Consider the following 19,881-nt stretch of genomic DNA (forward strand, 5'->3'; position numbering starts at 1 on the left):
TATTCGCATCCGACGCAATTGGCGTCGGTAGGATCAATCGAACCGTGGTTGGCGCTGCGATTGATCATGGGTTCTGCCGGGGTGATGGCCTGAGCTTGTCGAGGTCGGGGGCGTAGACGGTCATCCAGTGCGGGTTCAGCCGGTAGTAGACGACCTCGCGGTTCCAGTCGAAGGCGTCGTCGTCGTAGAAGTCCTTCAAGTAGGCGAGAAGTTCCTGCCAGTCGGCCGTGGTCGCGGCGTCCTCGGGGTTCATCTCCTCCACCGTGCCGTGAGTGAACACGCCGAGGTCCTCGCCGCGCATGTGCGCGACGCTGGCGGCCGGACGGGCCGCGAGATGGCGGGCCTTGGCGGCGTTGCGCGCCGTGCCGAAGTGCCACCGGCCGTGCAGGAAGTGCCCGTCGGCGCCGCTGATCCGCGGTTCGCCCTTTGCGGTCACCGTGGAGAGGGCGAGCGTGCACATGCCGGTGAGGACCCCGGTGAGCTGTGCCGCCGTGATGGTGCGGCCCTCGACGATCGAGCGGAGGTGTGCGGTCGAGCCGGAGAGGGAGGAGTCGAGGAGGGACTGGAGCTTGTCGAGTTCTTCTGGGGTTTCGCGCATACGCCCATCGTCGGCCGTAAACCCGACACCCTCTGTCGGTATTGATGAAGCAGCGGTGACCTGCCACCGCATCCCGGAACTGTGTCAAATGACGAAGATCAATCTCAGCGCCGACAATCGAGCGGACCGTTCACCGATCTGGCTGTGGTCCGACGCTTCGGGGACGGGGACGGGGACGGGGACGGGGACGGGGACGGGGTCGGGGTCGGGTCGTGTCGCCGGCCGGCCGGACATGACGGTGGGGCGGCACCAGGCCGCCCCACCGAACCCCCGTTGCCCGATCGGCTCGCTCAGCGCAGGAGCGCGCCGAAGCGGGCGTCCGTGGCGGGCGCCGAGAGGTCGCCGGCGCCGAACGCGAGGGACGACGTGGCCGTGAGTCCGGTCGCCGTGCCGCGCAGCACCCAGACCGCGCCGTTCCAGCCGTTCTCGGCCTCGGAACCGGCCGCGAGGTCGGCGTGGCCGTCACCGTCGAAGTCCAGCGGCGCGCTGCTCGCGCCGAACTGGTCGTCGTTCTCGGCGACTCCGGGTACGCCGGCGGTGTCCTGGTGGAAGGTCTGCGTGCCGGCGCCCGTGACGCCGGTGGCGCTGCCGGGGACCAGGGCGACGGAACCGGCGTCGGTGATGTCGCCGATGTCCTCGCCCGGGATGCCGAGCGCGATGTCGCCGAAGCCGTCACCGTTGACGTCCGCCACCGAGACCGTGGAGCCGATCCCGTCGCCCTCCTCCTCCACGCCGGGGAAGCCGGGCAGGTCCTGGTCGAAGGTCTGTACGCGCTCCTCGGACAGGCCGGAGGCCGACCCGAACGCGATCTGGACCTTGCCGCCGTTCCAGTAGTTGCCCACCACGACGTCGTCGAAGCCGTCGTTGTTCACGTCCCCGATGCCGGTGCCCGTGCCGGTCGCCGTGCCGTCCGAGGGGGTCCAGCCGGTGGTGAAGCCCGTGCTGCCGCCGCCGAGGAGAAGATGGTTGCCCCACTGGCCGTCGCCCGCGTACTTCCAGGCGACGATGTCGTCCTTGCCGTCGCCGTTGACGTCGCCGGTCCGGGTGGAGCGGATGGGACCGGTGATCGAGTCGCCGTCCTCCCGGCAGCCGATGCCGTTGGTGGCGCAGGACGCGTCGGGGGTGTCGTAGCCCCACCAGTCGGCCTTGTCCAGCAGGGGCAGGGTGGCGGTGGGCTGTCCGGCACGGGAGACCGGGCCCTTCCACACCGTGGCGTCGCCGCTCGACGGGTCGTCGCCCGCGCCGGACAGGTAGGAGAACAGGGCGAGATCCGTCTTGCCGTCGCCGTCGAAGTCACCGGTCGTGGGGGACTGCCCGTACCCGGGTATGGCCGTGCCGCCGGTGAGTCCGGAGGCGGAGCCCCAGAGGATGACGGAGCCGGGGCTGCCGCCCGAGATCACCAGGTCGCTGAAGCCGTCGCCGTCCAGGTCGCCCTTGGTGAAGTTGGTCCCGAAGCGCTGGTTCGCGGTGGCGGAGCCGGGAACGCCGCTGGTGGAGCGGCTGATGAGCTTCTTGTTGGCGGTGGAGATCCCATTGGCGGAGCCGTACGTGACGGCCACGTAGCCCGCCTTGGCCTGGCTGGAGATCGTGGCGTCCGGGGCCGACACGACCAGGTCGGCGTATCCGTCGCCGTTGAAGTCGTCCTGCGCGTCCGCGGACCCGGTGGCCGCCAGCGCCGGACCCCCGGTGAGAACCATGGCGCCGAATCCTCCGGCGAGCAGCACCGCGGCTGCCAGGGGTGCGGTGAGCGCGGTACGGGTTCGGCGGTGTGCTCGGGACATACGTGAGCCTTTCGAGTCGGTCGGTTCTGTACGCGGAAGGCCGCGTTCAGTGGGTACGACTCGACCCGGGCGATCCCAGTTGTACGTCCCAATGTCATGGATTCGTAACCGAGGAGACAGGTGTGGCGCTGAACTCCCTTGTTGCCAGAGGGAGTTCAGCGCGTGTCACCGTCGGTCTAGCAGATCGCCTCGAACCACTCGGGGTGGTCGATGAACGGGTTCTGAGTGTTGGCGCACATGCACCTACACCGCGCCCTCGAAGATCGACCGTCGCCTGTAGGAGCATGCGCCAGCCGCGGAGCTGGTCGAGGATCTGGGTGTCGAGGAGCTTGAGATCCATGAGCGGGATCCCGCACACGCGGACCGCCCGCGACCCCGAGGGGTGCGCGGGCGGTCCGGCGCCGGGCGCCGGGAGCGGCGCGGTCGGTGGGCGGGCCGGCTACGGCGTGACCGTCAGTGGTGTGTGCCCCACGGCCGCCGAGCCGTCGCCGAACTCGACGACGCCGACGTACCGTTCACCGCGGGCCGCGCCCGGCCACGCCACGGTGACCTTCGGGTGGTCGCCCGCGGAGACGGCCTGCCCGGCCGGGGTGACGGTGGGTGTGATCGCCGGGGTGCCCTGCCCGACCTTCCAGCTCCACAGGGTGTACCGCTGGCCGGTGGTGCCGGCCGGCAGTTCGTACTGCACGACGTAGACGTCGTAGTCGCCGGGCGGCAGGTCGACGTGTTCGTCGGAGCCGACGTCGGCCCATTCGCCGACGTGGTTGCCCTCGGTGTCGAAGGCGTACAGATCGAGATCGCTGCCGGGGACGTGGTCCGCGGAGGTGATCGCGAACCGGGTGAAGGCCGCGCCGTCGGGGACGTGGACGCGGTGCTTCACCGCGGCGTCGCCCGTGTGCGGGCTCTCCCAGAAGGAGGACTGGTCCGTTCCGGTGAGGGTGCCGGTGGTCTTCTCGCCGGTGTAGAGGGCCGCCTCGGCGGTCAGCTCGCCGGACCAGCCGACCCCGGGCGTCAGCGTCGCCGAGTCCCCGCCGGTGACCGTGACCCCGTCCGGGGCCGCGAACAGCGCGGAGCGCAGGGCGATCGGGCTGGTGACCTCGTGGTGGCTGTGCGCGTCGCTCAGGGTCAGCGAGCCGAAGGACCAGGTGCCGTGGGCGGCGCTCGTACGCTCGAACGCCACCTCGTACGAGGCCGATCCGCCCGGCGGGACCGTCAGCCGCTTCGGGGTGACCTCGGCGCGGAAGCCCGGCGGGGTCCGCAGCTTCGCCCGGTAGGTGGCGGTTGCGTCGGAGACGTTGGTGACCGTGCGGGTCACCGTCTGCACGCCCAGCAGGTCGCCGACCGAGATCGACGCGGAGTTGAGGTCGCTGGGGTCGGTCTTCGCGGCCGTGGGGCAGGCGTCGTCGCCGCTCTCCGTGACCGGCTTCTGGCCGATCGCGCAGAGGTACGCGGTCCAGTCGGCGGAGGTGGAGTCGTAGACCAGCCCGGGGTCGGCCGCCCGGGTGACCCGGGGCAGGCCCGCGCCGTGGTCGAGGGGCGAGGCGGAGTCGGCCAGGGCGCGGCCGATGGGGTCGCCGTTCTCGTCGGTGGTCGTGGCCGTCGTCATCAGCGCCGACTTGATCTCCATCGGCGACCAGTCGGGACGCAGTTGCCGCAGCAGGGCGGCGAGGCCCGCGATGTGCGGCGACGACATCGAGGTGCCGTCGGCGAAGCCGAACCGGCCGGTGAACCCGCCGCCGCTGCCGGGCACCACGCCCGCCGGGACGCTCATCCCGAAGGAGGCGATGTCGGGCTTGAGCAGGTCGCCGTCGCCGAAGTGGTCGGGGCCGCCGGAGGAGAAGGAGGTGATCTCCCGGGTGGCGCGGTGGCTGCTCCGGCTGGGCGTGAACGCGGCGGTCGCACCGGCCCGGGAGGCGTACGCGTGGACGGCCTTCGCGTCCTCGGTGGCGACCTGGACCACGGGCACCGCGAAGACGTACGCGAAGAAGTCCTGGGCGCTGGTCGGGGTGTGTGTGAGCACGATGCCCCTGCCGCCGACCGCCGCGACCTCGTCCGACTTGGTCTCGACGAAGATGGCGTCACCGCCCCGGTCGCAGACGATGAGCTTGTCCTCGGCCCGGGCCGGGTCGAGCGTGCCCGGCGCGCAGAGTGCGGCCATGGCGTCGTCCGCGCCGTCCTTCTTCACGGCGGTGGCCTCCACCAGCGCGGTGGAGTCGACGCCCGGGTTCAGGCCCGGGTTGGTGTAGCGGCGGCCGTCGCCGAGGACCAGGGAGGCGGTGTACGCGGTGTCGTGCGTCGCCGCGGCGACCGTGGTGACCCAGGGGCCGGTGTGCTCCACCGTGTCCGGGCCGCTGTTGCTCGCGGACGCGGCGATGAAGACCCCCGCCTTGGCCGCGTTGAACATGGCCTCCATGTCGGGCTGTTGGGGGAGCGTGCCGCCGATGGAGTAGTTGATGACGTCGACGCCGTCCGCCACGGCCTTGTCGATGGCGGCGGTGGTGTCCACGAGCGGGCAGCCGGTGCTCCAGCACGCCTTGTAGTAGGCGAGGCGGGCGGCCGGGGCGACACCGCTGAGCCTGCCCTCGGCGTTGCTGCCGGGCACCGACGCGGCGACGCCGTGGTTGCCGGCGGCGGTGGTGCCGGTGTGGGTGCCGTGGCTGTCGGTGTCCATCGCCGAGGGGATGTCCTCGCCGTCCGGGTCGGGCCTGCCCACGCCGAACCACTGGGCGCCGATCACCTTGTTGTTGCAGGTCACCTTGTGCGCGGGGTCGTCGCCGGGCACACAGTCCCCGTGCCACTTATCGGAGATGGTCCGGGCGTCGGGGCGCGGCTCCGGGAGGGCGGCGAGCATCGGGTTCGACGGGGAGACGCCGGTGTCCACGATCCCGACGATGACCCCCTCGCCGGCGTGCCCGGGACCGCCGGCCTTCGCCCAGAGGCCGCGCGTTCCGCTGAGGCCGAGGAGGCGGGGGGTGTCGGGGAAGGCGGCGGGGGTGCGTGACGCCTTGGTGCTCGGGGTGCTCGGGGTGCTCGGGGTGCGCGCGGGTGCGACGGCGGCCGCGGTCGTGTCGCTGTCGGTTTCCGAGCCGGTCCCGGTGCCGGTGGCCGTGCCGGAGCCCGTGCCCGTGGCCGTGGCCGTGCCCGAGCCGGTCGCTCTGGTCGCGGGTCCGGTGATCGCCGCCCGCTGGGCTTCGGGACCCGGACCGGGACCGTCACCGGGTGCGGGGCCGGGAGCCGGGGCAGGGACCTTGGCCTCGGTGTCGGCCGGGCTCCCGGCTTCGTCCCTGGCCTGATCCCCGGCCTGATCCCCGGCCTCGACCCGTACGTACGTCTCCGCCCGGCCGTCGGCGTCCGCCCCCGGTCCGTGGTCCGGCCGCGGTCCGTGGTCCGGCCGCGCATCCGTCAGCCGGGCGACCGTGTTGCGGGTCACCGAGACGACGCCCGGTGTCGTGCTCAGCTTCGCCGCCTGGCGGCCGGTCAGCTCGGCGGCGAATCCGTTGAACGTGTAGGAGTAGTCGTAGAGCGACTTGACCCCGGGCACGGCGGCGAGGATCCGCTCCCGGCGGTCGTCCAGATGGGCCACGTACGTGCGGACCGTGGCGGAGTCCGCGTCGAGCCGTTCGCCCGCGGTGGGTGCCGTCCGCTTCAGCCGGGGCAGCCCGCCCTCGTAGGCGGCGACGGGTGCGTCGGCGAGCTTCACGATGTAGGTGTCGTCGCCGTGGCTTGCGCTGTTCGCAGGGGCACCGGGTTCGGCGGCGAAGGTGGGAGCGATGACCGCCGAGACGATCAGGGCTCCGGCGAGCAGCGGTGCCAGCAGGGTGACCGCGGCTCTCGGGCGTATGTGATGGTTCGTCAACTGTGGTCCATGTCGATCGACTTGAGAAATCTCGATCCCCCGAGGACCCCAATGTCACAGACGACTCAGCGGTAACAATCTTGAAAGCTCACGTACTCGTGGGTCTCCACAGTCGTTTCACAAGAGACGACCGAAGTGGACCCGGTGGGCCGGGCGTCGGCTTTCCCGACTTCTCAAGTTCAGTTAAGCGGAGGCAAAGCAAGCTCAAAGGTTCACCTCGGATTGTCTTTCGACATGGACCAGACCCTTCTCGTGGTCGCCGATCTGGCCGCCATCTCCGTACTGACCTTCACGGTCTACTTCCCGCGCCACCACCGCCGCGACCTCGTCGCCGCCTTCCTCGGCGTCAACGTCGGTGTCCTCGCGGTCGCGATGACGCTCAGCTCCTCGTCGGTCGGCATCGGCCTCGGGATGGGGCTGTTCGGCGTCCTGTCGATCATCCGGCTGCGGTCCGACGAGATCGCGCACCACGAGATCGCCTACTACTTCGCCGCGCTCGCCCTCGGACTGCTGGCCGGGCTGCCGCAGGAGGTCGACGTCCTGTCGGCCCTCCTCATGACGCTGATCGTCGCCACGTTGTACGTCGGCGATCACCCGAAACTCTTCGGCCGCCACCGGCAGCGCAGCCTGCGCCTCGACGCCGCGTACACCAACGAGGACGCCCTGCGCGCGCACCTCGAAATACTGCTGGGCGGGCGGGTGGTGAACCTGTCCGTGCAGAACGTCGACCTGGTCAACGACATGACGCTGGTGGACGTCCGGTACGTCGTCACCGGCACGGGAACGCGCGCGCCGAGGGAGGCCGTGCACCCGGCCGGGCAGGAACAGGGGGTGCGCGCATGACGGCCCTGGACTCCGTCGCCCACGTGGTCGGGGCGCTGCGACCCATCGGCCTCGACGAACTCGTGGACCGCGCCGAACTGCTCACCCGCCTGGACCGCAAGTACATGCTGCCCCTCACCGACCTGCCCCTCGTGGTCGGCGGGCTGGTCGGCGGGGGTCTCTCACGGTCGGGCGCGGTCGAGGCCGAGGCCGGGGGAGCCCAGGTCCTGGAGGTCGACGGCGAACGGCGGTTCGCGTACCGGTCCGTGTACTTCGACACCCCGGAGATGGACGGCTATCTGGGTGCGGCCCGCGGTCGTCGGCGCCGTTTCAAACTGCGCGTCCGGACCTACCTGGCGTCCGGCCGGCACTTCCTGGAGGTCAAGACGCGTGGCCCGCGCGGCACCACCGTCAAGCAGCGCGTCCCGTATGACGGGGAACCCGGGCGGCTGACCCCCGAGGCCCGCGCGTACGCCGACGACGTCCTGGGCGAGGCCGGCATCGACGCCCGCGGCCTCCGCCTGGTGCCCGCGCTCACCACGCGCTACCTCCGCACGACCCTCTTTCTGCTGGACAGCGGCAGCCGGGTCACCGTCGACACCGGCCTGACCTGGGCACTGCCCGACGGCACCGCACTGCGCACGCCCGGACGGACCATCGTCGAGACCAAGTCCGGGCGCGCGGGCTCCGGCGCCGACCGGCTGCTGTGGTCGCTCGGACACCGGCCCTGCCCGGTCTCCAAGTACGGCACCGGGCTCGCCGCGCTCCGGCCCGACCTGCCCGCCAACCGCTGGCTGCCCGTCCTGCGGCGCCACTTCCCCACCGCACCTGCCCCGAACGGGAGCCCCGCATGAACCTCCGCATGAACGCCCGCATGAACAGCCGCACGAGCAGTCGCACGAGTCGCGGTACGAGCAGTCGCACGAGTCGCGGTACGAGCAGTCGTACGAGTGGTCGTACGAAGACCCGTGGGAGCGCGTGGAGGAGAAGGGTGCGGGGTTTCCGTACGAAGGCGGCGGCCGCTCTCGCCTCCGTCGTCCTCGCGACCGCCGCACTGGCCGGGTGCTCCTCCGGCACCGACTCCGGCTCGACGTCGTCCGGCTCCTCGTCGAGCGCGAGCGCGGCGGCGGCCGTGGACGGGACACAGGACGCGGCGGCGGTCCTCGCCGACAACGAGAAGACGCACGCCGAGGACGGTGACACGGAGTACGAGGAGTCGGATGCCGTCGCCATCGACCTGAAGGGTGACTCGGCCTCGGCCGACGGCAAGGGTGTGGAGGTCGACGGGACCACCGTCACCATCACCTCCGGCGGGACGTACCTGCTCAGCGGGTCCCTCGACGACGGGCAGGTCGTGGTCACCGCCCCCGAGGCGACCGTCAGGCTGGTCCTCGACGGTGCCGACATCTCCAGCTCCTCCGGGTCGGCGATCGCCGCGACCGAGGCGGAGCGGCTCGTGGTCGTCCTCGCGGACGGCAGCGAGAACAGGCTGAGCGACACGGACTCCTACGCCGACGACGCCGAGGCGAACGCGGCCCTGTACAGCGCCGGCGACCTGACGATCGGCGGCGACGGCTCGCTGGCCGTGCGGGGGAACGGCAACGACGCGATCGCCGGCAAGGACGGCCTGGTCGTCGAGGGCGGGAACATCACCGTCGAGGCCGCCGACGACGGTATCCGGGGCAAGGACCACCTCGTGGTCGACGGCGGCACGGTGACCGTGACGGCGAAGGGCGACGGGCTGAAGGCCGACAACGCGGACGAGGCGGACGCGGGGTACCTGGTCGTCGCGGGCGGCACCGTCTCCGTGACGGCCGGCGGTGACGCCCTGGACGCGGCCACCGATCTCCTCGTCACCGGCGGCAGGTTGACCGTAAAGGCCGAGGCCACCGACGACACCTCCGCGCACGGGCTGAGGTCCGGGGTGATCACGGTGCTGGACGGCGGCACGGTCGACGTGGACGCCTCCGCCGACGCGCTGCACGGCGACGGGGCCGTTCACCTCGACGGCGCCACCGTCACCCTCGCGGCCGGTGACGACGGCATCCACGCCGAGGGCGACCTCGTCATCAGCGGGGGCACGCTGGACATCACCGGCTCCGCCGAGGGCTTGGAGGGCAAGGACATCCTGGTCCGGGGCGGTACGTCACACGTCACCTCCAGCGACGACGGGGTCAACGCCTCGGGCAGCGAGGCGACTTCGGAAGGCGACGCGCAGGGCGGGGGCCCCGGCGGGGGCGGTGGCATGGGGGTCGGCGACTACTCGGCCGAGGTCACCGGCGGCACGCTCGTCCTGAACTCCGAAGGTGACGGCTTCGACTCCAACGGCACTGCCGAGATCACCGGCGGCACGATCGTCGTGAACGGCCCCCAGCGGGGCGGCAACGGAGCGCTGGACGTCAACGGCAGCTTCACCGTCAGCGGCGGCACGCTGCTCGCCTCGGGCAGCGCGGGCATGGTCGTCGCCCCGGGCGAGGAATCGGAACAGGGCTGGTTGTCGGCGACCCTGGACGCGTCGGTCGCGGCGGGCACCACCCTGCACATCGTCGACGCGGACGGGAAGGTCGTGGCGTCGTACGTCACCTCGAAGACCATCCAGAACGTCGTGTACTCGGGTGCGGCGATCAAGAGCGGAGAGGAGTACACCGTCTACTCCGGCGGCACGACCTCCGGCTCCGACACCGGTGGCCTCGCGGGTTCCGGCAAGCTCGGCTCGGCGAAGAAGCTCACGACGATCACGGCGGGCGAGGCGCCGGAGGGTGGTTTCGGGGGACCCGGTGGGGGCGGCGGGGGCCGGGGCTAGGAGGCGGCTGGCTCAGCGTCAGCCCGAGGCCTCAGCCGTACGGTCGGTGAAGCAGATCCTCCGCGCGCTCGACCGTATCCGCGCGGTCGAGCCAGGCGCTGACCAGGGTGAGGTCGGTGCAGGTGGTGATGCGTTCACGGACGCCGTCGGAGACGGCGATGCCTCGCACCTCCAGAACACGCAGCACACCCTGTCTCCGGGAGGGCTTGGCGGTGCACCGGTCCTGGCAGACGACGAGCAGGAGTACGGGCAGACGGTACTTGGACCGGAGATACGAGAGGTAGTACGGCCGGCCTACGCGGGCGTGCCGAAGTTCTGGGTCCAGTAGTTGCCCGGGCCCGCCAGGCCGATGCCTATCTCCTTGAAGCCGCAGTTGAGGATGTTGGCCTTGTGGCCGGGGCTGTTCATCCAGCCGTCCATGACGCTGTCGGCGGTGCCGTACCCGGCGGCGACGTTCTCGCCCGCCGACCTGTACGCGTATCCGACGCGGGCGAGGCGGTCGGTCATGGAGGAGCCGTCGGAGCCGGTGTGGGACATGTTCGTGTGATCGGCCATGTCCTGGCTGTGGTTCTGCGCGGCCTTGGTGAGCTTGGCGTCCACGGTCACCGGTGAGCAACCCGCCTTCGCCCGCTCGGCGTTGACCAGTTCCAGGACGCGGTCCGTGGGGCCGGAGTCCGCGCTGGTCGCGGCGGGGGCGGGAGTGCTCTCGGCCTTCGCGGGGTTCGGGGTCTTCGCGGACTCGGCCCGCTTGTCGACGGTGTCCGCGGGCTTCTCGGCGGGCGGGCTGGTCTTCTTCTTCGAGGGGGACGCGCTCGGGGTGGGGCTGGAACGGCGTTTGCTCGGCGTGCGGGACGGGGTGGCGGTCGCCGGGGCGTCCGCGACGGCGGTGCGCTCACGTTCGGAGGGCGTACTCGACGGTGTGGCGTCGGGTGCGGGGCCGGACTCCTGCCCGCCCCACCAGGATGAGGCCACATCGCGCCAGCCGCCCGGTCCGTCACCGCCCGCCTGGAGGACGGCGGTGGTGCCCACGGCTCCCACGGCCACCACGACGGCCGCGGCGATGACCGCCTTGCGGCGTCCCGCTCCCGCGCGCCCCGCCTTCGAGGCGTTCGGGGCCTTCGAGGCTTTCCTCTTCCGGCGGTGACTGCTCATGCGTGGCCTCACTGACTGGTCCGACTGCGGTCCGACGGCGTCGCGACCTCGGCGGCCGTGGCCGTGGCCCTGGCGAGCCCGGTCATTATGGGGACCCTCGAACACACCAGGCAACGAACGTGTGTGCCACCGCAGGTGACGTTCCGGTGACGCTTCGCAGGCGTGCGAGGGCGTGCGGCCCCGGTTTTCGACGCCCCTGTCCGGACGTCAACACCCGCCCGGGACCAGGCACAAGGCCGGTCGGCATCGACGGCCGGAGCTGTCGGCGCGGATCCCGGCGATGGGTTCGATTAGCCACCCCGTGGCCGAAATGGCCGATAGATACGAGGAAGTGTGCGGTTGTCGCCCCGGAAAAGCGGGCGATCGACAGCATCGGGGCGCAATTCGGCCGTGACGCATGTCACCCCCGATTCGAGGCGGTGAAGGACGGCCGCGGACGGGACGCGGCGGGGCTCCCGAGAGAGCGGATCGTCGTACGGGGGCCCAAGGCCCCGCGGCGGATCGGCCGTGGAGGAATCATGACGGCAGTCGCGCGCACGGCAGCCCCCGTCTAGATGGAGGGCGACGGCCTGGAGGCGCACATCCAGGGGGTGGGCGGCGGCATGAGCGTCGCCTTTCTCCAGCTCCCCCGGGGCACCGACAGGGCCCCGGCCCCCCCAAGGGCCTCCCCCGACGCCCGGCGACTCCCGCGGTGACTCTCACCAAGTGCCAAGGGGGAAAGTTCAGCTCGGCGGCAACCTATCCCGGCGCCGCGACCACACAGGAGTCGGAACCCCCTCCACAGGGGCTCCACACGAACCACGTGTTCCCCCGAACCACGTACGTTACGTAAGGACTCATCCGTGGCCTCTGCCTCCCCGCGCCCGTCCCACCGCCGGTCCCTCCGCACGCGCCGGGCCCTCGTGGTCTCGGCCGCCGCCGTGGCCGCCGCGGTCGGCGCCGGCGTCCTCGTGATGAACGCCAGCGCCTATCCCGTGGACCTCTATCACCAGGTGCTGCCCGCCAAGGACGGCTGGGCGGCGTCCGGTTCCGGTACGACCGGTGGTGCGAAGGCCGACGCGGCGCACACCTTCACGGTGTCGACGCGGGCGCAGCTCGTGAAGGCGCTGGGCTCCGCCACCGACACCACGCCCCGGATCATCAAGATCAAGGGCACGATCGACGCCAACACCAACGACTCCGGCAAGAAGCTGACCTGCGCGGACTACGCCTCCGGCACCGGTTACTCGCTCTCCGCCTACCTGAAGGCCTTCGACCCGTCGACGTACGGCAAGAAGGCCCCGAAGGGCACCCAGGAGTCCGCGCGTGAGGCGGCCGAGACCAAGCAGAAGAAGAACATCGTCTTCAAGGTGCCCGCCAACACCACCCTCGTGGGCGTCCCCGGCACCAAGGCGGGCATCCTCGGCGGCAGCCTGACGGTCCAGAACGTCAAGAACGTCATCATCCGCAACCTCACCTTCGCGGACACCCAGGACTGCTTCCCGCAGTGGGACCCGACCGACGGCTCGTCCGGCGAGTGGAACTCCAACTACGACGCGGTCACGCTGCGCGGCGCGACCAACGTGTGGGCGGACCACAACACGTTCACCGACGCACCGACCTTCGACAAGACGGAGGCGACGTACTACGGCCGCAAGTACCAGGTCCACGACGGGGCGTTGGACATCACCAACGGCTCGGACCTGGTGACCGTCGAGCGCAACCGGTTCCTCAACCACGACAAGACGATGCTGATCGGCAGCAGTGACACCGACTCCACCGGCAAGCTCCGCGTGACGATCCACCACAACCTGTGGAAGGGGATCGTGCAGCGGGCGCCCCTGGCCCGCATCGGCCAGATCCACCTCTACAACAACGTGTACGACACCGCCACGGTCAACGGCTACGCGCCCAAGTACAGCATCGACTCCCGCGCCAAGGCCCAGGTCGTCGCCGAGCGCAACGTCTGGAAGATCCCGGCCGGCGCGAAGGTCGCCAAGTTGCTGAGCGGCGACGGCACGGGTTCGCTCGCCGGCACCGGCAACATCGTCAACGGCAAGGCCACCGACCTCGTCGCCGCGTACAACACCGCGAACTCGTCGAAGAAGCTCAAGACCACGGTCAACTGGACCCCGGCCCTGACCGCCGGCCTCCAGACCTCCGTGACGAACCTGCTGACCGACCTGACGGGTACGGGCACGTCGGCCACGGGCGCCGGCGTCCTGTCCTAGTCCGGACCCGAAAGACTCCTGGCTGGGGGCGCCACCCGAGGCCAGGAAGGTGTCCCGGGCCCGATCAGGAAGGGGCCCGGGACACGCGCAGAGGGACCCGGGGGGCGAGCACGCTCCCCGGGCCCCGTGGGTTCCGCGGCCGCCCGCCGATGAGGCCGCCCGCCCCGCCCGACATCACGCGCGGCGCATGATGCTGTCCTTCACAGCGTGCCCTGGCCACAGCCCGCCAGGGGACACGGCAGGGTCGGGCCGAGAGGAGCGGGGCCCAGGTGCGGGCCGCGTCCCCTGGGCACCTCCGTGCGGGGTCGGGAGCGCGCGCCCGCGCTCCCGCCAGGTGTCGCCGTTCACCGCTCCACTTCCGGGCATCCGTGTACGGGGTCGACATCCTTGCCGAACCCGTGGCTACTCGTCCGTGAAGATCTCCTCGGCGGAGGGGACGATGACGGCCCGCCGGTGCCAACGGCGCAGGGTCTCGGGGTCGTCGCAGTTGGTGATCCGTTCGCGGACTGCCTCGGGGACGTCGATCCCGCGCACCTCGAAGGCGTCCAGGATGTCCTCGGCCCGGCCCGCGGCCCGGCCCTCATCGCGGATTTCCTCAGAGATGTAGGACTTGTAGAAAGAGAGGTCCACGGCCACCAGTTTCCTCCACGGCTCTGCGGCTGGGTGCGTGCCCATGCCTTGTGAGATGAGTTCGATGATCGGGTTGGCGAGGGCCGCGGGTGTGTCCCGCAGCACGTTGGTGATTGCTTTGAGTATGGCCCCGACGTCTGGATTCCTGGCGTGGGTGATGGCTGACAGTGTGGCGACGGCGAGGTCTTTGCGAACCTCGGCGGGGTCGGTGATCACCGGCATGTTGTGTGGACCCGCGACGAGCGGGCGCAGGGTGAGCAGAGGCCACTGGCGAGGGCCGAAGCGGACCTCCTGTGCCGCCCATTCGGCGGTCGCGCGGTCCTGGCAGACGACCAGCAGCATCGGCTGCAGCCGGTACTTCGTGAGCAGGTACGAGGCGTAGTACGCCCAGCTCGCGGGCTTGGCCGGGTCTTTCTTGCCCTGGGCCTCGACGGCGAGCAGAAGCGGCTCGTCGGCCTCCGTCTCCAGCCGCAGCAGCGTGTCGAGTCGGCGTTCGAGCGGGCGGGGCTCGGTGACGTCGGTCGGCAGGATGGTGACAGACGTGGGTGGGGCGAAGTCGACGCCGAGTACCTCGGAGAGCCGGGAGAAGAGGTCCGGGTATTCCTGGAAGATGCGGTGCATCGCCTCGTGGGGCGAGCTCAGGCAACCGGTCCCGAAGCCAGCCGAGTTGGCGATGTTCACTCGCGCGAGTGAGCGGACGCCGTGGGCGGGAGGGGTGGGGCTTGGTGGGGTTTCTTTCCCCATCGTGGTTCTTTGGGAAGAGCGCCCGTGGCACCGGAGCTCAGGTTTCTGAGCTCCGGTGGGAGGCCGGTCCTTCGAGCCGACCGGCTCATACGGTATTGCGGGGGGACGGGGCCCCGTTCGACGCCCCAGCGGGTCGGCGAGGGCCTCGACGAGGAGCAGGCCGCATCCGGACTCGGCGTCGGGGACGAGGGGCGGCGGCGCGGGAGGGCCACTCGGTGGAGAGGAGTCGGGCGAGGCGGGCGTGACGTGGGGGACAGCAGGATGCTGAAGTGTCGGATGCGGTGATCCAAGCATCGGCTCACCCAAGAGGACCGTGGTGCGCTTCGGTTGGGGCAGCCCGTGTGGTGAAGCTGCCCCAACCGAAGACGCGGGCCGTTGATCAGGACTAATCGCCGCGGTCGGCCCGGCGCAGGATGTCGCGTTCTCGGCCGATCTGGGTGTCGGGAGAGTCCTCGTGGTCGATGACGATGGTGTCGTCGGCCTCCTGGGCCCGGAGGTGGGCCCCGTAGGCGTCGGTCGCCCTCACCAGAAGAGCTTCCTGGTGTGCCGCGGGCCAGCTCTGGAGCAGGTAGGACTCCACGACCTCATCCACCACTGTCTGGTCGACAGCCGTGTCCCTGCCCCGGGCATGGACCCGCAACCGGTAGTGGCCCGGTCCTCGCGAGGCCAGCGAGGGCAGGTCCACGGGGTCGTCCATGAGTGGAGCCACGAGCGCTTCTCCGGACGGGGATTGCCATGAGATCTCGGCGATCTCTTCCCACTCCGCAGCGGGCTCGGGCTTCACGGCATGAAGCTCGACGCTCACGTGGACGTCGCCGGTGTGGATCCCGGTCGACACCTCGATCGCCCCGTCGATGGCCGACACGAGCCCGTTGTGAGACGAGTCAAGGTCATGGGCCACGGGCCCCTCCGGATCCGAGATCTGGACGAGGTGATACTCGGCGTGCACCAGAGCGGTTCGGGTGTGGACTGACTCATTCACGGTGTTGTCTTCCGGTCTCATCCGTCAGGGGCCTACCTGATCCATACCAGGTACCGGTCTCCTTCGAGGACGCGGCTGTAGGCGTAAAAACCTTTCAGCGCGCGACCGGCGCCCTTGTTCTGTTTGTCGTTGACCATGCGTCGGCTGAACGGACCGCCGCTGTATTTGGCACCCTGCCATGTGCTGGCGAAGGGGTACTCGTCGCAGGACTTGCCCGGTGGGCGTTCCAGGCTGCCGTACGCCTTCGTGCCGCTCACGGCCTTCCCCGACCGGGACACCTCCACGAGCTTGACCTGAGCCGCCCACGTCTTGGAGTCGCGGGCCGTGAAGGAGTATCCGATGAAGAGAAACTTGATGTTGCCGACCACGCGGCCCGTGCGCACATCCTTGGCATGGACCTTGCCACGCCACACACCGCAACTGCGCATCCGCTGCATGTACCAGGTCGAGTCCACGCCCTCGTCGATGCACCACTTGGGTTCCTTCCACGGCGAGCGCTTGGCCGCGGCGGTGAGAGCGTCCGGGCTTTCGACGAGCTCGGTCTCCGAGGGTGTGTCATCCGTCGTGTCCTGCAGCAAGGCTTCCTGATCGATGCTTTCGCGGGCCGCTGCGACAGCCAGGGCAGCCGCCTCACCTGCGGACGGGTTGGCGGTGGCATCACTGCGCGACAGTGCGGCCTGTTCCTCGGCAGTCAGCTCGTCGGCCGGCGTCGGAGGCGATACGCAGGCCACGTACTGCCCGTCGGGCGCCTCCTCGGCGCCCGACTCCGTCTGCTCGTCGCACGCCGTCTGGGTACCGGTCTCCATCGTGACGGGCTGTCCGTCCTCGGCGGTATCCGGCGCCGCCGCCGGCTCATCGGCCGTGCCTTCGATGCCCAGCGCCATGTCCTCTTCCGACGGCTCCGACTCCGGGTCACCCTCAGTGTCTTCCTCAGCCAATGGCAACTCGTCTGCGGCCGGGTCGGCGAGGTCTTCTTCCGTGCTCAGCGAGCTTTCCGGTACGGCTGTGGGATCGTCCGCCGCCTGCGCCACGGTGAGACTGCTGCCCAACAGCGCCAGCGAGGCGGCCCCCACGGCCAGCATGATTCTCGGTCCTCAAGTCGTACCCCCTGTGGATGGTCAGAGCAGCGCAAACCCGCCTACTTCTTGGCGTGTTCACGCTAATCAACCCGATCGAAGCACGGGGGACTGACAGTCGGCCATTGAGTTAGGCGCAGACCCGGCGGCGGGAGTCCGGCTCGAACGATCCGATGCAAGCGCGCAAGCGGCCGAGCGCGTCACGTTCCGGCCGTCGCCTCGGCCACACGCGTGAAGAGAGCTTGAGCTGATCTGTCAGGACGTCCCGTTGCGTCATTCGCCAGGGCTTGCCTGCGGCTCAAGACTCCAACGCAACGGTGTTGAGATCGAGTTCGGCCCATACCGTTTTGCGGGGGACGGGGCCGGGTTCGGTGCCCCAGCGGTGGGCGAGGGCCTCGACGAGGAGGAGGCCGCGTCCGGATTCGGCGGCGGGGGCGGGTGGCCGACGGCATGGGAGGTCGTCGCCGGGTGTGTCCGTCACCTCGATGCGGAGTGTGTTGTCCCGGGTCTGGAGGACGAGGCGGAAGTCCCGGCCGGGGAGCCGGCCGTGGGTGGCGGCGTTCGTGGCGAGTTCGGCGACGAGGTGTTCGGCGGTGTCGAGGGCGCCGTACGGCGGGCCCCAGGCGCGCAGCCATTCCGTGGCGAGGAGACGGGCGAGGCGGGCACCGCGCGGTGTGGGGGACAGCAGGACGCTGAAGTGCCGGGTGGGGGTGTCGAGATGGATGGACTTTTCATCAATGGCCGCCCGACCTCCGACCCGAAGGAGCTGCGGATCCTCGAACTGCGGTATGGCGTCATCCGGGCCCAGGCTCTCACTCCGAGGGAGTCACTCGCCTTCATCGAGCAAGTGCTGGGAGAAACATGATCCGTAAGGTCTCTGCCGGAGACGCCTCCGAGCTGAAGTGGTTCAAGAGCAGCTACAGCGACGGCACCGAAGGCGACAGCTGCGTCGAGATCGCGACCGCCCCCGGCACAGTGCACGTCCGCGACTCCAAGAACATGGGCGGTCCCCAGCTCGCACTCGCGCTGGAAGCATGGGCGGGCTTCGTGGTGTACGCCTCGGAGAGCTGACCGCTCAACTGCTCGTGCCCCGCCTTTGGTTGACACTAGAAGCGGGGGCGCGTTGGAGCACAGTTAAGAACACGGCGCAGGGTTGGGGGGAACAGTCCGTCAGCGAAGTCCTCTTCGGCGCTCTTGGGTGTGCGTGCAGCGGCCCAGGCTTTCACTTTGGTCTTACGGGCAGCGGCTCGGCGCCGCTTCGCGCCGTCGGGCACGGCTGATCGTGGTCGGCACCTGGGGCGAGAGCCCGATGCGCGGGGCCCTGCTGGGCTCGGCCCCGCACAAGCTGCTGCATCTGTCGCGCTTTCCCGTCCTGTGCGTGCCCACCGAGGAATGACGTGGTGAGGCCGGTGCGGCGCGCGCAGGACGGGCGGGCGATCGGCTCCCTACTGCTCGGGCGCGCCGCCGAAGCGCTCCTTGTACGTCTCCAGGTCCTCGTCCGTCAGCTTCGCGAAGAGGACCGGCGGGACGGTGAAGGGCGTACCGGCCGGGACGAGGTCGAGGGACCTGGCCTCCTCCGCCGTCACCCAGACGGCCGTGTCGTCCTTCAGGGCGAAGGCGGCGCGCATGACGGCCGAGGACGCCGGGATGAAGGGCTCGGAGACCACCGAGTAGAGGTGGATCAGGTTCATCGCGGTACGGAGGGTGAGGGCCGCGGCCTCCTGGTCGGTCTTGATCTCCAGCCAGGGGGCCTTCTCCTCCAGGTAGGAGTTGCCCGCCGACCACAGGGCGCGCAGCGCCGCCGCCGCCTTGCGGAACTGCAGGGCCTCCATCTGCGCCTCGTACTCGGCGAGCAGACGGGCGATCTCCTCGCCGAGGCGGGTCTCCGCCTCGCCGGCCGCAGCGCCCGCCGGGACCTCGTCGCCGAAGCGCTTCCTGGAGAAGGACAGGACGCGGTTGACGAAGTTGCCGAGGGTGTCGGCGAGGTCCTTGTTGACCGTGGCGGTGAAGTGCTCCCAGGTGAAGGAGGAGTCGTCCGACTCCGGGGCGTTGGCGATGAGGAAGTAGCGCCAATAGTCCGCCGGGAGGATCTCCAGGGCCTGGTCGGTGAAGACGCCGCGCTTCTGCGAGGTGGAGAACTTGCCGCCGTAGTACGTCAGCCAGTTGAAGGACTTGACGTAGTCGACCTTCTTCCACGGCTCGCGGATGCCCAGCTCGGTGGCCGGGAACATCACCGTGTGGAAGGGGACGTTGTCCTTCGCCATGAACTGCGTGTAGCGCACGGGGTGGTCGCCGGCGTCGGCCTCGTACCACCAGGACTTCCAGTCGCGCCTCTCGCCGTCCGGGGCCGCGTCCGACCACTCCTTCGTCGCGCCGATGTACTCGATCGGGGCGTCGAACCAGACGTAGAAGACCTTGCCCTCCGCCGCCAGCTCCGGCCAGGTGTCGGCCGGGACCGGGACGCCCCAGTCCAGGTCACGGGTGATGGCGCGGTCGTGCAGGCCCTCGTTCAGCCACTTGCGGGCGATGGAGGACGACAGGTGCGGCCACTCCTCCTCGTGGGCCGCCACCCAGGCCTCGACCTCGTGCTGCAGCTTGGACTGCAGCAGGAAGAGGTGCTTGGTCTCGCGGACCTCCAGGTCGGTGGAGCCGGAGATGGCGCTGCGCGGGTCGATCAGATCGGTCGGGTCCAGGACGCGGGTGCAGTTCTCGCACTGGTCGCCGCGGGCCTTGTCGTAGCCGCAGTGCGGGCAGGTGCCCTCGACGTAGCGGTCCGGGAGGAAGCGGCCGTCGGCCGGTGAGTACACCTGGCGGATGGCCCGCTCCTCGATGAACCCGTTCTCCTTCAGGCGGCGGGCGAAGTGCTGGGTGATCTCGACGTTCTGCGGGGAGGAGCTCCGGCCGAAGTAGTCGAACGCGAGCGCGAAGCCGTCGTAGACGGCCTTCTGCGCGTCGTGCGCCTGCGCGCAGAACTCGTCGACCGGCAGGCCCCGCTCCTTCGCGGCCAGCTCGGCCGGGGTGCCGTGCTCGTCCGTCGCGCAGATGTAGAGCACGTCGTGGCCGCGCTGGCGGAGGTAGCGGGAGTACACGTCCGCCGGGAGCATGGACCCCACCATGTTGCCCAGGTGCTTGATCCCGTTGATGTACGGAAGGGCGCTGGTGATGAGGTGTCGAGCCATCGGGGGCTGCTCCCAGGTCGGTTCTCTGACTGCTTCGCGAACCTTGAA

The 19,881-nt window shown here is 70.3% G+C and carries 15 protein-coding genes and 2 pseudogenes; 7 read left to right on the forward strand and 10 right to left on the reverse strand.

Annotation, left to right across the window (positions count from 1 at the left end; translation table 11 throughout):
* Positions 1-64 precede the first annotated feature (64 nt).
* From STRBO_RS0100490 to STRBO_RS0100500, 3 genes are all read right to left on the reverse strand, one after another.
* Positions 65-598, reverse strand: coding sequence for a pyridoxamine 5'-phosphate oxidase family protein (locus STRBO_RS0100490; RefSeq protein WP_005483137.1), 534 nt, complete (start codon positions 596-598; stop codon positions 65-67).
* 290 nt (positions 599-888) lie between these two features.
* Entirely contained in the window at positions 889-2,379 is a 1,491-nt protein-coding gene (locus STRBO_RS0100495; RefSeq protein ID WP_005483139.1) for an FG-GAP and VCBS repeat-containing protein, read from the reverse strand.
* Between the two features lie 439 nt (positions 2,380-2,818).
* Positions 2,819-6,235, reverse strand: coding sequence for a S8 family serine peptidase (locus STRBO_RS0100500; protein WP_005483140.1), 3,417 nt, complete (start codon positions 6,233-6,235; stop codon positions 2,819-2,821).
* A 234-nt stretch (positions 6,236-6,469) separates the two neighbouring features.
* On the opposite strand from STRBO_RS0100500, the gene STRBO_RS0100505 reads away from it, so the two are divergent.
* From STRBO_RS0100505 to STRBO_RS0100515, 3 genes are all read left to right on the forward strand, one after another.
* Positions 6,470-7,078, forward strand: coding sequence for a DUF4956 domain-containing protein (locus STRBO_RS0100505; protein WP_005483141.1), 609 nt, complete (start codon positions 6,470-6,472; stop codon positions 7,076-7,078).
* Complete coding sequence (locus tag STRBO_RS0100510; protein WP_005483142.1) at positions 7,075-7,911, forward strand: VTC domain-containing protein; 837 nt, start codon at positions 7,075-7,077, stop codon at positions 7,909-7,911. Before STRBO_RS0100505 ends, STRBO_RS0100510 begins: the two co-directional genes overlap by 4 nt.
* 137 nt (positions 7,912-8,048) lie before the next feature.
* Entirely contained in the window at positions 8,049-9,860 is a 1,812-nt protein-coding gene (locus STRBO_RS0100515; RefSeq protein WP_020113603.1) for a carbohydrate-binding domain-containing protein, read from the forward strand.
* A gap of 31 nt (positions 9,861-9,891) precedes the next feature.
* On the opposite strand, the gene STRBO_RS43610 is transcribed toward STRBO_RS0100515, so the two are convergent.
* Positions 9,892-10,047, reverse strand: a complete 156-nt coding sequence (locus STRBO_RS43610) for a hypothetical protein (protein WP_005483144.1) — start codon at positions 10,045-10,047, stop codon at positions 9,892-9,894.
* A 107-nt stretch (positions 10,048-10,154) separates the two neighbouring features.
* Positions 10,155-11,012 carry a CAP domain-containing protein gene (locus STRBO_RS0100525; RefSeq protein ID WP_005483145.1) on the reverse strand — a complete coding sequence of 286 codons (858 nt, stop codon included), beginning with the start codon at positions 11,010-11,012 and terminating at the stop codon, positions 10,155-10,157.
* 842 nt (positions 11,013-11,854) lie between these two features.
* Between STRBO_RS0100525 and STRBO_RS0100535 the strand changes: the two genes are divergently transcribed.
* Positions 11,855-13,222 carry a pectate lyase family protein gene (locus tag STRBO_RS0100535; RefSeq protein WP_020113604.1) on the forward strand — a complete coding sequence of 456 codons (1,368 nt, stop codon included), beginning with the start codon at positions 11,855-11,857 and terminating at the stop codon, positions 13,220-13,222.
* Between the two features lie 402 nt (positions 13,223-13,624).
* Here STRBO_RS0100535 and STRBO_RS0100540 read toward each other — a convergent pair whose 3' ends face one another.
* The 4 genes from STRBO_RS0100540 to STRBO_RS41125 all read right to left on the reverse strand — a co-directional run bounded on the left by STRBO_RS0100540 (position 13,625) and on the right by STRBO_RS41125 (position 17,393).
* Positions 13,625-14,473 carry a hypothetical protein gene (locus STRBO_RS0100540; protein ID WP_005483148.1) on the reverse strand — a complete coding sequence of 283 codons (849 nt, stop codon included), beginning with the start codon at positions 14,471-14,473 and terminating at the stop codon, positions 13,625-13,627.
* 508 nt (positions 14,474-14,981) lie between these two features.
* On the reverse strand, positions 14,982-15,599 hold the full coding sequence (locus tag STRBO_RS0100545) for a hypothetical protein (RefSeq protein ID WP_202500231.1): 618 nt from the start codon (positions 15,597-15,599) through the stop codon (positions 14,982-14,984).
* An 11-nt stretch (positions 15,600-15,610) separates the two neighbouring features.
* On the reverse strand, positions 15,611-16,660 hold the full coding sequence (locus tag STRBO_RS44285; protein WP_005483150.1) for a NucA/NucB deoxyribonuclease domain-containing protein: 1,050 nt from the start codon (positions 16,658-16,660) through the stop codon (positions 15,611-15,613).
* 292 nt (positions 16,661-16,952) lie between these two features.
* Positions 16,953-17,393, reverse strand: coding sequence for an ATP-binding protein (locus STRBO_RS41125; RefSeq protein WP_078531544.1), 441 nt, complete (start codon positions 17,391-17,393; stop codon positions 16,953-16,955).
* On the opposite strand from STRBO_RS41125, the pseudogene STRBO_RS42570 reads away from it, so the two are divergent.
* The 3 genes and pseudogenes from STRBO_RS42570 to STRBO_RS42575 form a co-directional block, all read left to right on the forward strand.
* Positions 17,388-17,519: pseudogene (locus STRBO_RS42570) on the forward strand (transcriptional regulator); the annotation flags it as partial. The gene STRBO_RS41125 and the pseudogene STRBO_RS42570 overlap by 6 nt on opposite strands.
* Positions 17,516-17,725: a DUF397 domain-containing protein gene (locus STRBO_RS0100560; RefSeq protein ID WP_005483152.1), complete on the forward strand. Its 210-nt coding sequence runs from the start codon at positions 17,516-17,518 to the stop codon at positions 17,723-17,725. The pseudogene STRBO_RS42570 and the gene STRBO_RS0100560, both read left to right, overlap by 4 nt.
* A 175-nt stretch (positions 17,726-17,900) precedes the next feature.
* Positions 17,901-18,050 (forward strand): annotated as a pseudogene (locus STRBO_RS42575) (universal stress protein); the annotation flags it as partial.
* A 49-nt stretch (positions 18,051-18,099) separates the two neighbouring features.
* On the opposite strand, the gene metG reads toward STRBO_RS42575, so the two are convergent.
* Positions 18,100-19,833, reverse strand: a complete 1,734-nt coding sequence (gene metG / locus STRBO_RS0100570) for a methionine--tRNA ligase (RefSeq protein ID WP_005483155.1) — start codon at positions 19,831-19,833, stop codon at positions 18,100-18,102.
* Between the last annotated feature and the right edge of the window lie 48 nt (positions 19,834-19,881).

The organism is Streptomyces bottropensis ATCC 25435 (genome assembly GCF_000383595.1).
Lineage (GTDB): Bacteria > Actinomycetota > Actinomycetes > Streptomycetales > Streptomycetaceae > Streptomyces > Streptomyces bottropensis.

Bases quoted from the DNA above. Each gene is read 5' to 3' on its own strand.
- STRBO_RS0100505 (WP_005483141.1), top strand. From the start codon at position 6,470: ATGGACCAGACCCTTCTCGTGGTCGCCGATCTGGCCGCCATCTCCGTA.
- STRBO_RS0100560 (WP_005483152.1), top strand. From the start codon at position 17,516: ATGATCCGTAAGGTCTCTGCCGGAGACGCCTCCGAGCTGAAGTGGTTC.
- STRBO_RS0100525 (WP_005483145.1), bottom strand. From the start codon at position 11,012: ATGAGCAGTCACCGCCGGAAGAGGAAAGCCTCGAAGGCCCCGAACGCC.
- STRBO_RS0100495 (WP_005483139.1), bottom strand. From the start codon at position 2,379: ATGTCCCGAGCACACCGCCGAACCCGTACCGCGCTCACCGCACCCCTG.
- STRBO_RS0100490 (WP_005483137.1), bottom strand. From the start codon at position 598: ATGCGCGAAACCCCAGAAGAACTCGACAAGCTCCAGTCCCTCCTCGAC.
- STRBO_RS0100540 (WP_005483148.1), bottom strand. From the start codon at position 14,473: ATGCACCGCATCTTCCAGGAATACCCGGACCTCTTCTCCCGGCTCTCC.
- metG (WP_005483155.1), bottom strand. From the start codon at position 19,833: ATGGCTCGACACCTCATCACCAGCGCCCTTCCGTACATCAACGGGATC.
- STRBO_RS0100545 (WP_202500231.1), bottom strand. From the start codon at position 15,599: ATGAGACCGGAAGACAACACCGTGAATGAGTCAGTCCACACCCGAACC.
- STRBO_RS44285 (WP_005483150.1), bottom strand. From the start codon at position 16,660: ATGCTGGCCGTGGGGGCCGCCTCGCTGGCGCTGTTGGGCAGCAGTCTC.
- STRBO_RS0100510 (WP_005483142.1), top strand. From the start codon at position 7,075: ATGACGGCCCTGGACTCCGTCGCCCACGTGGTCGGGGCGCTGCGACCC.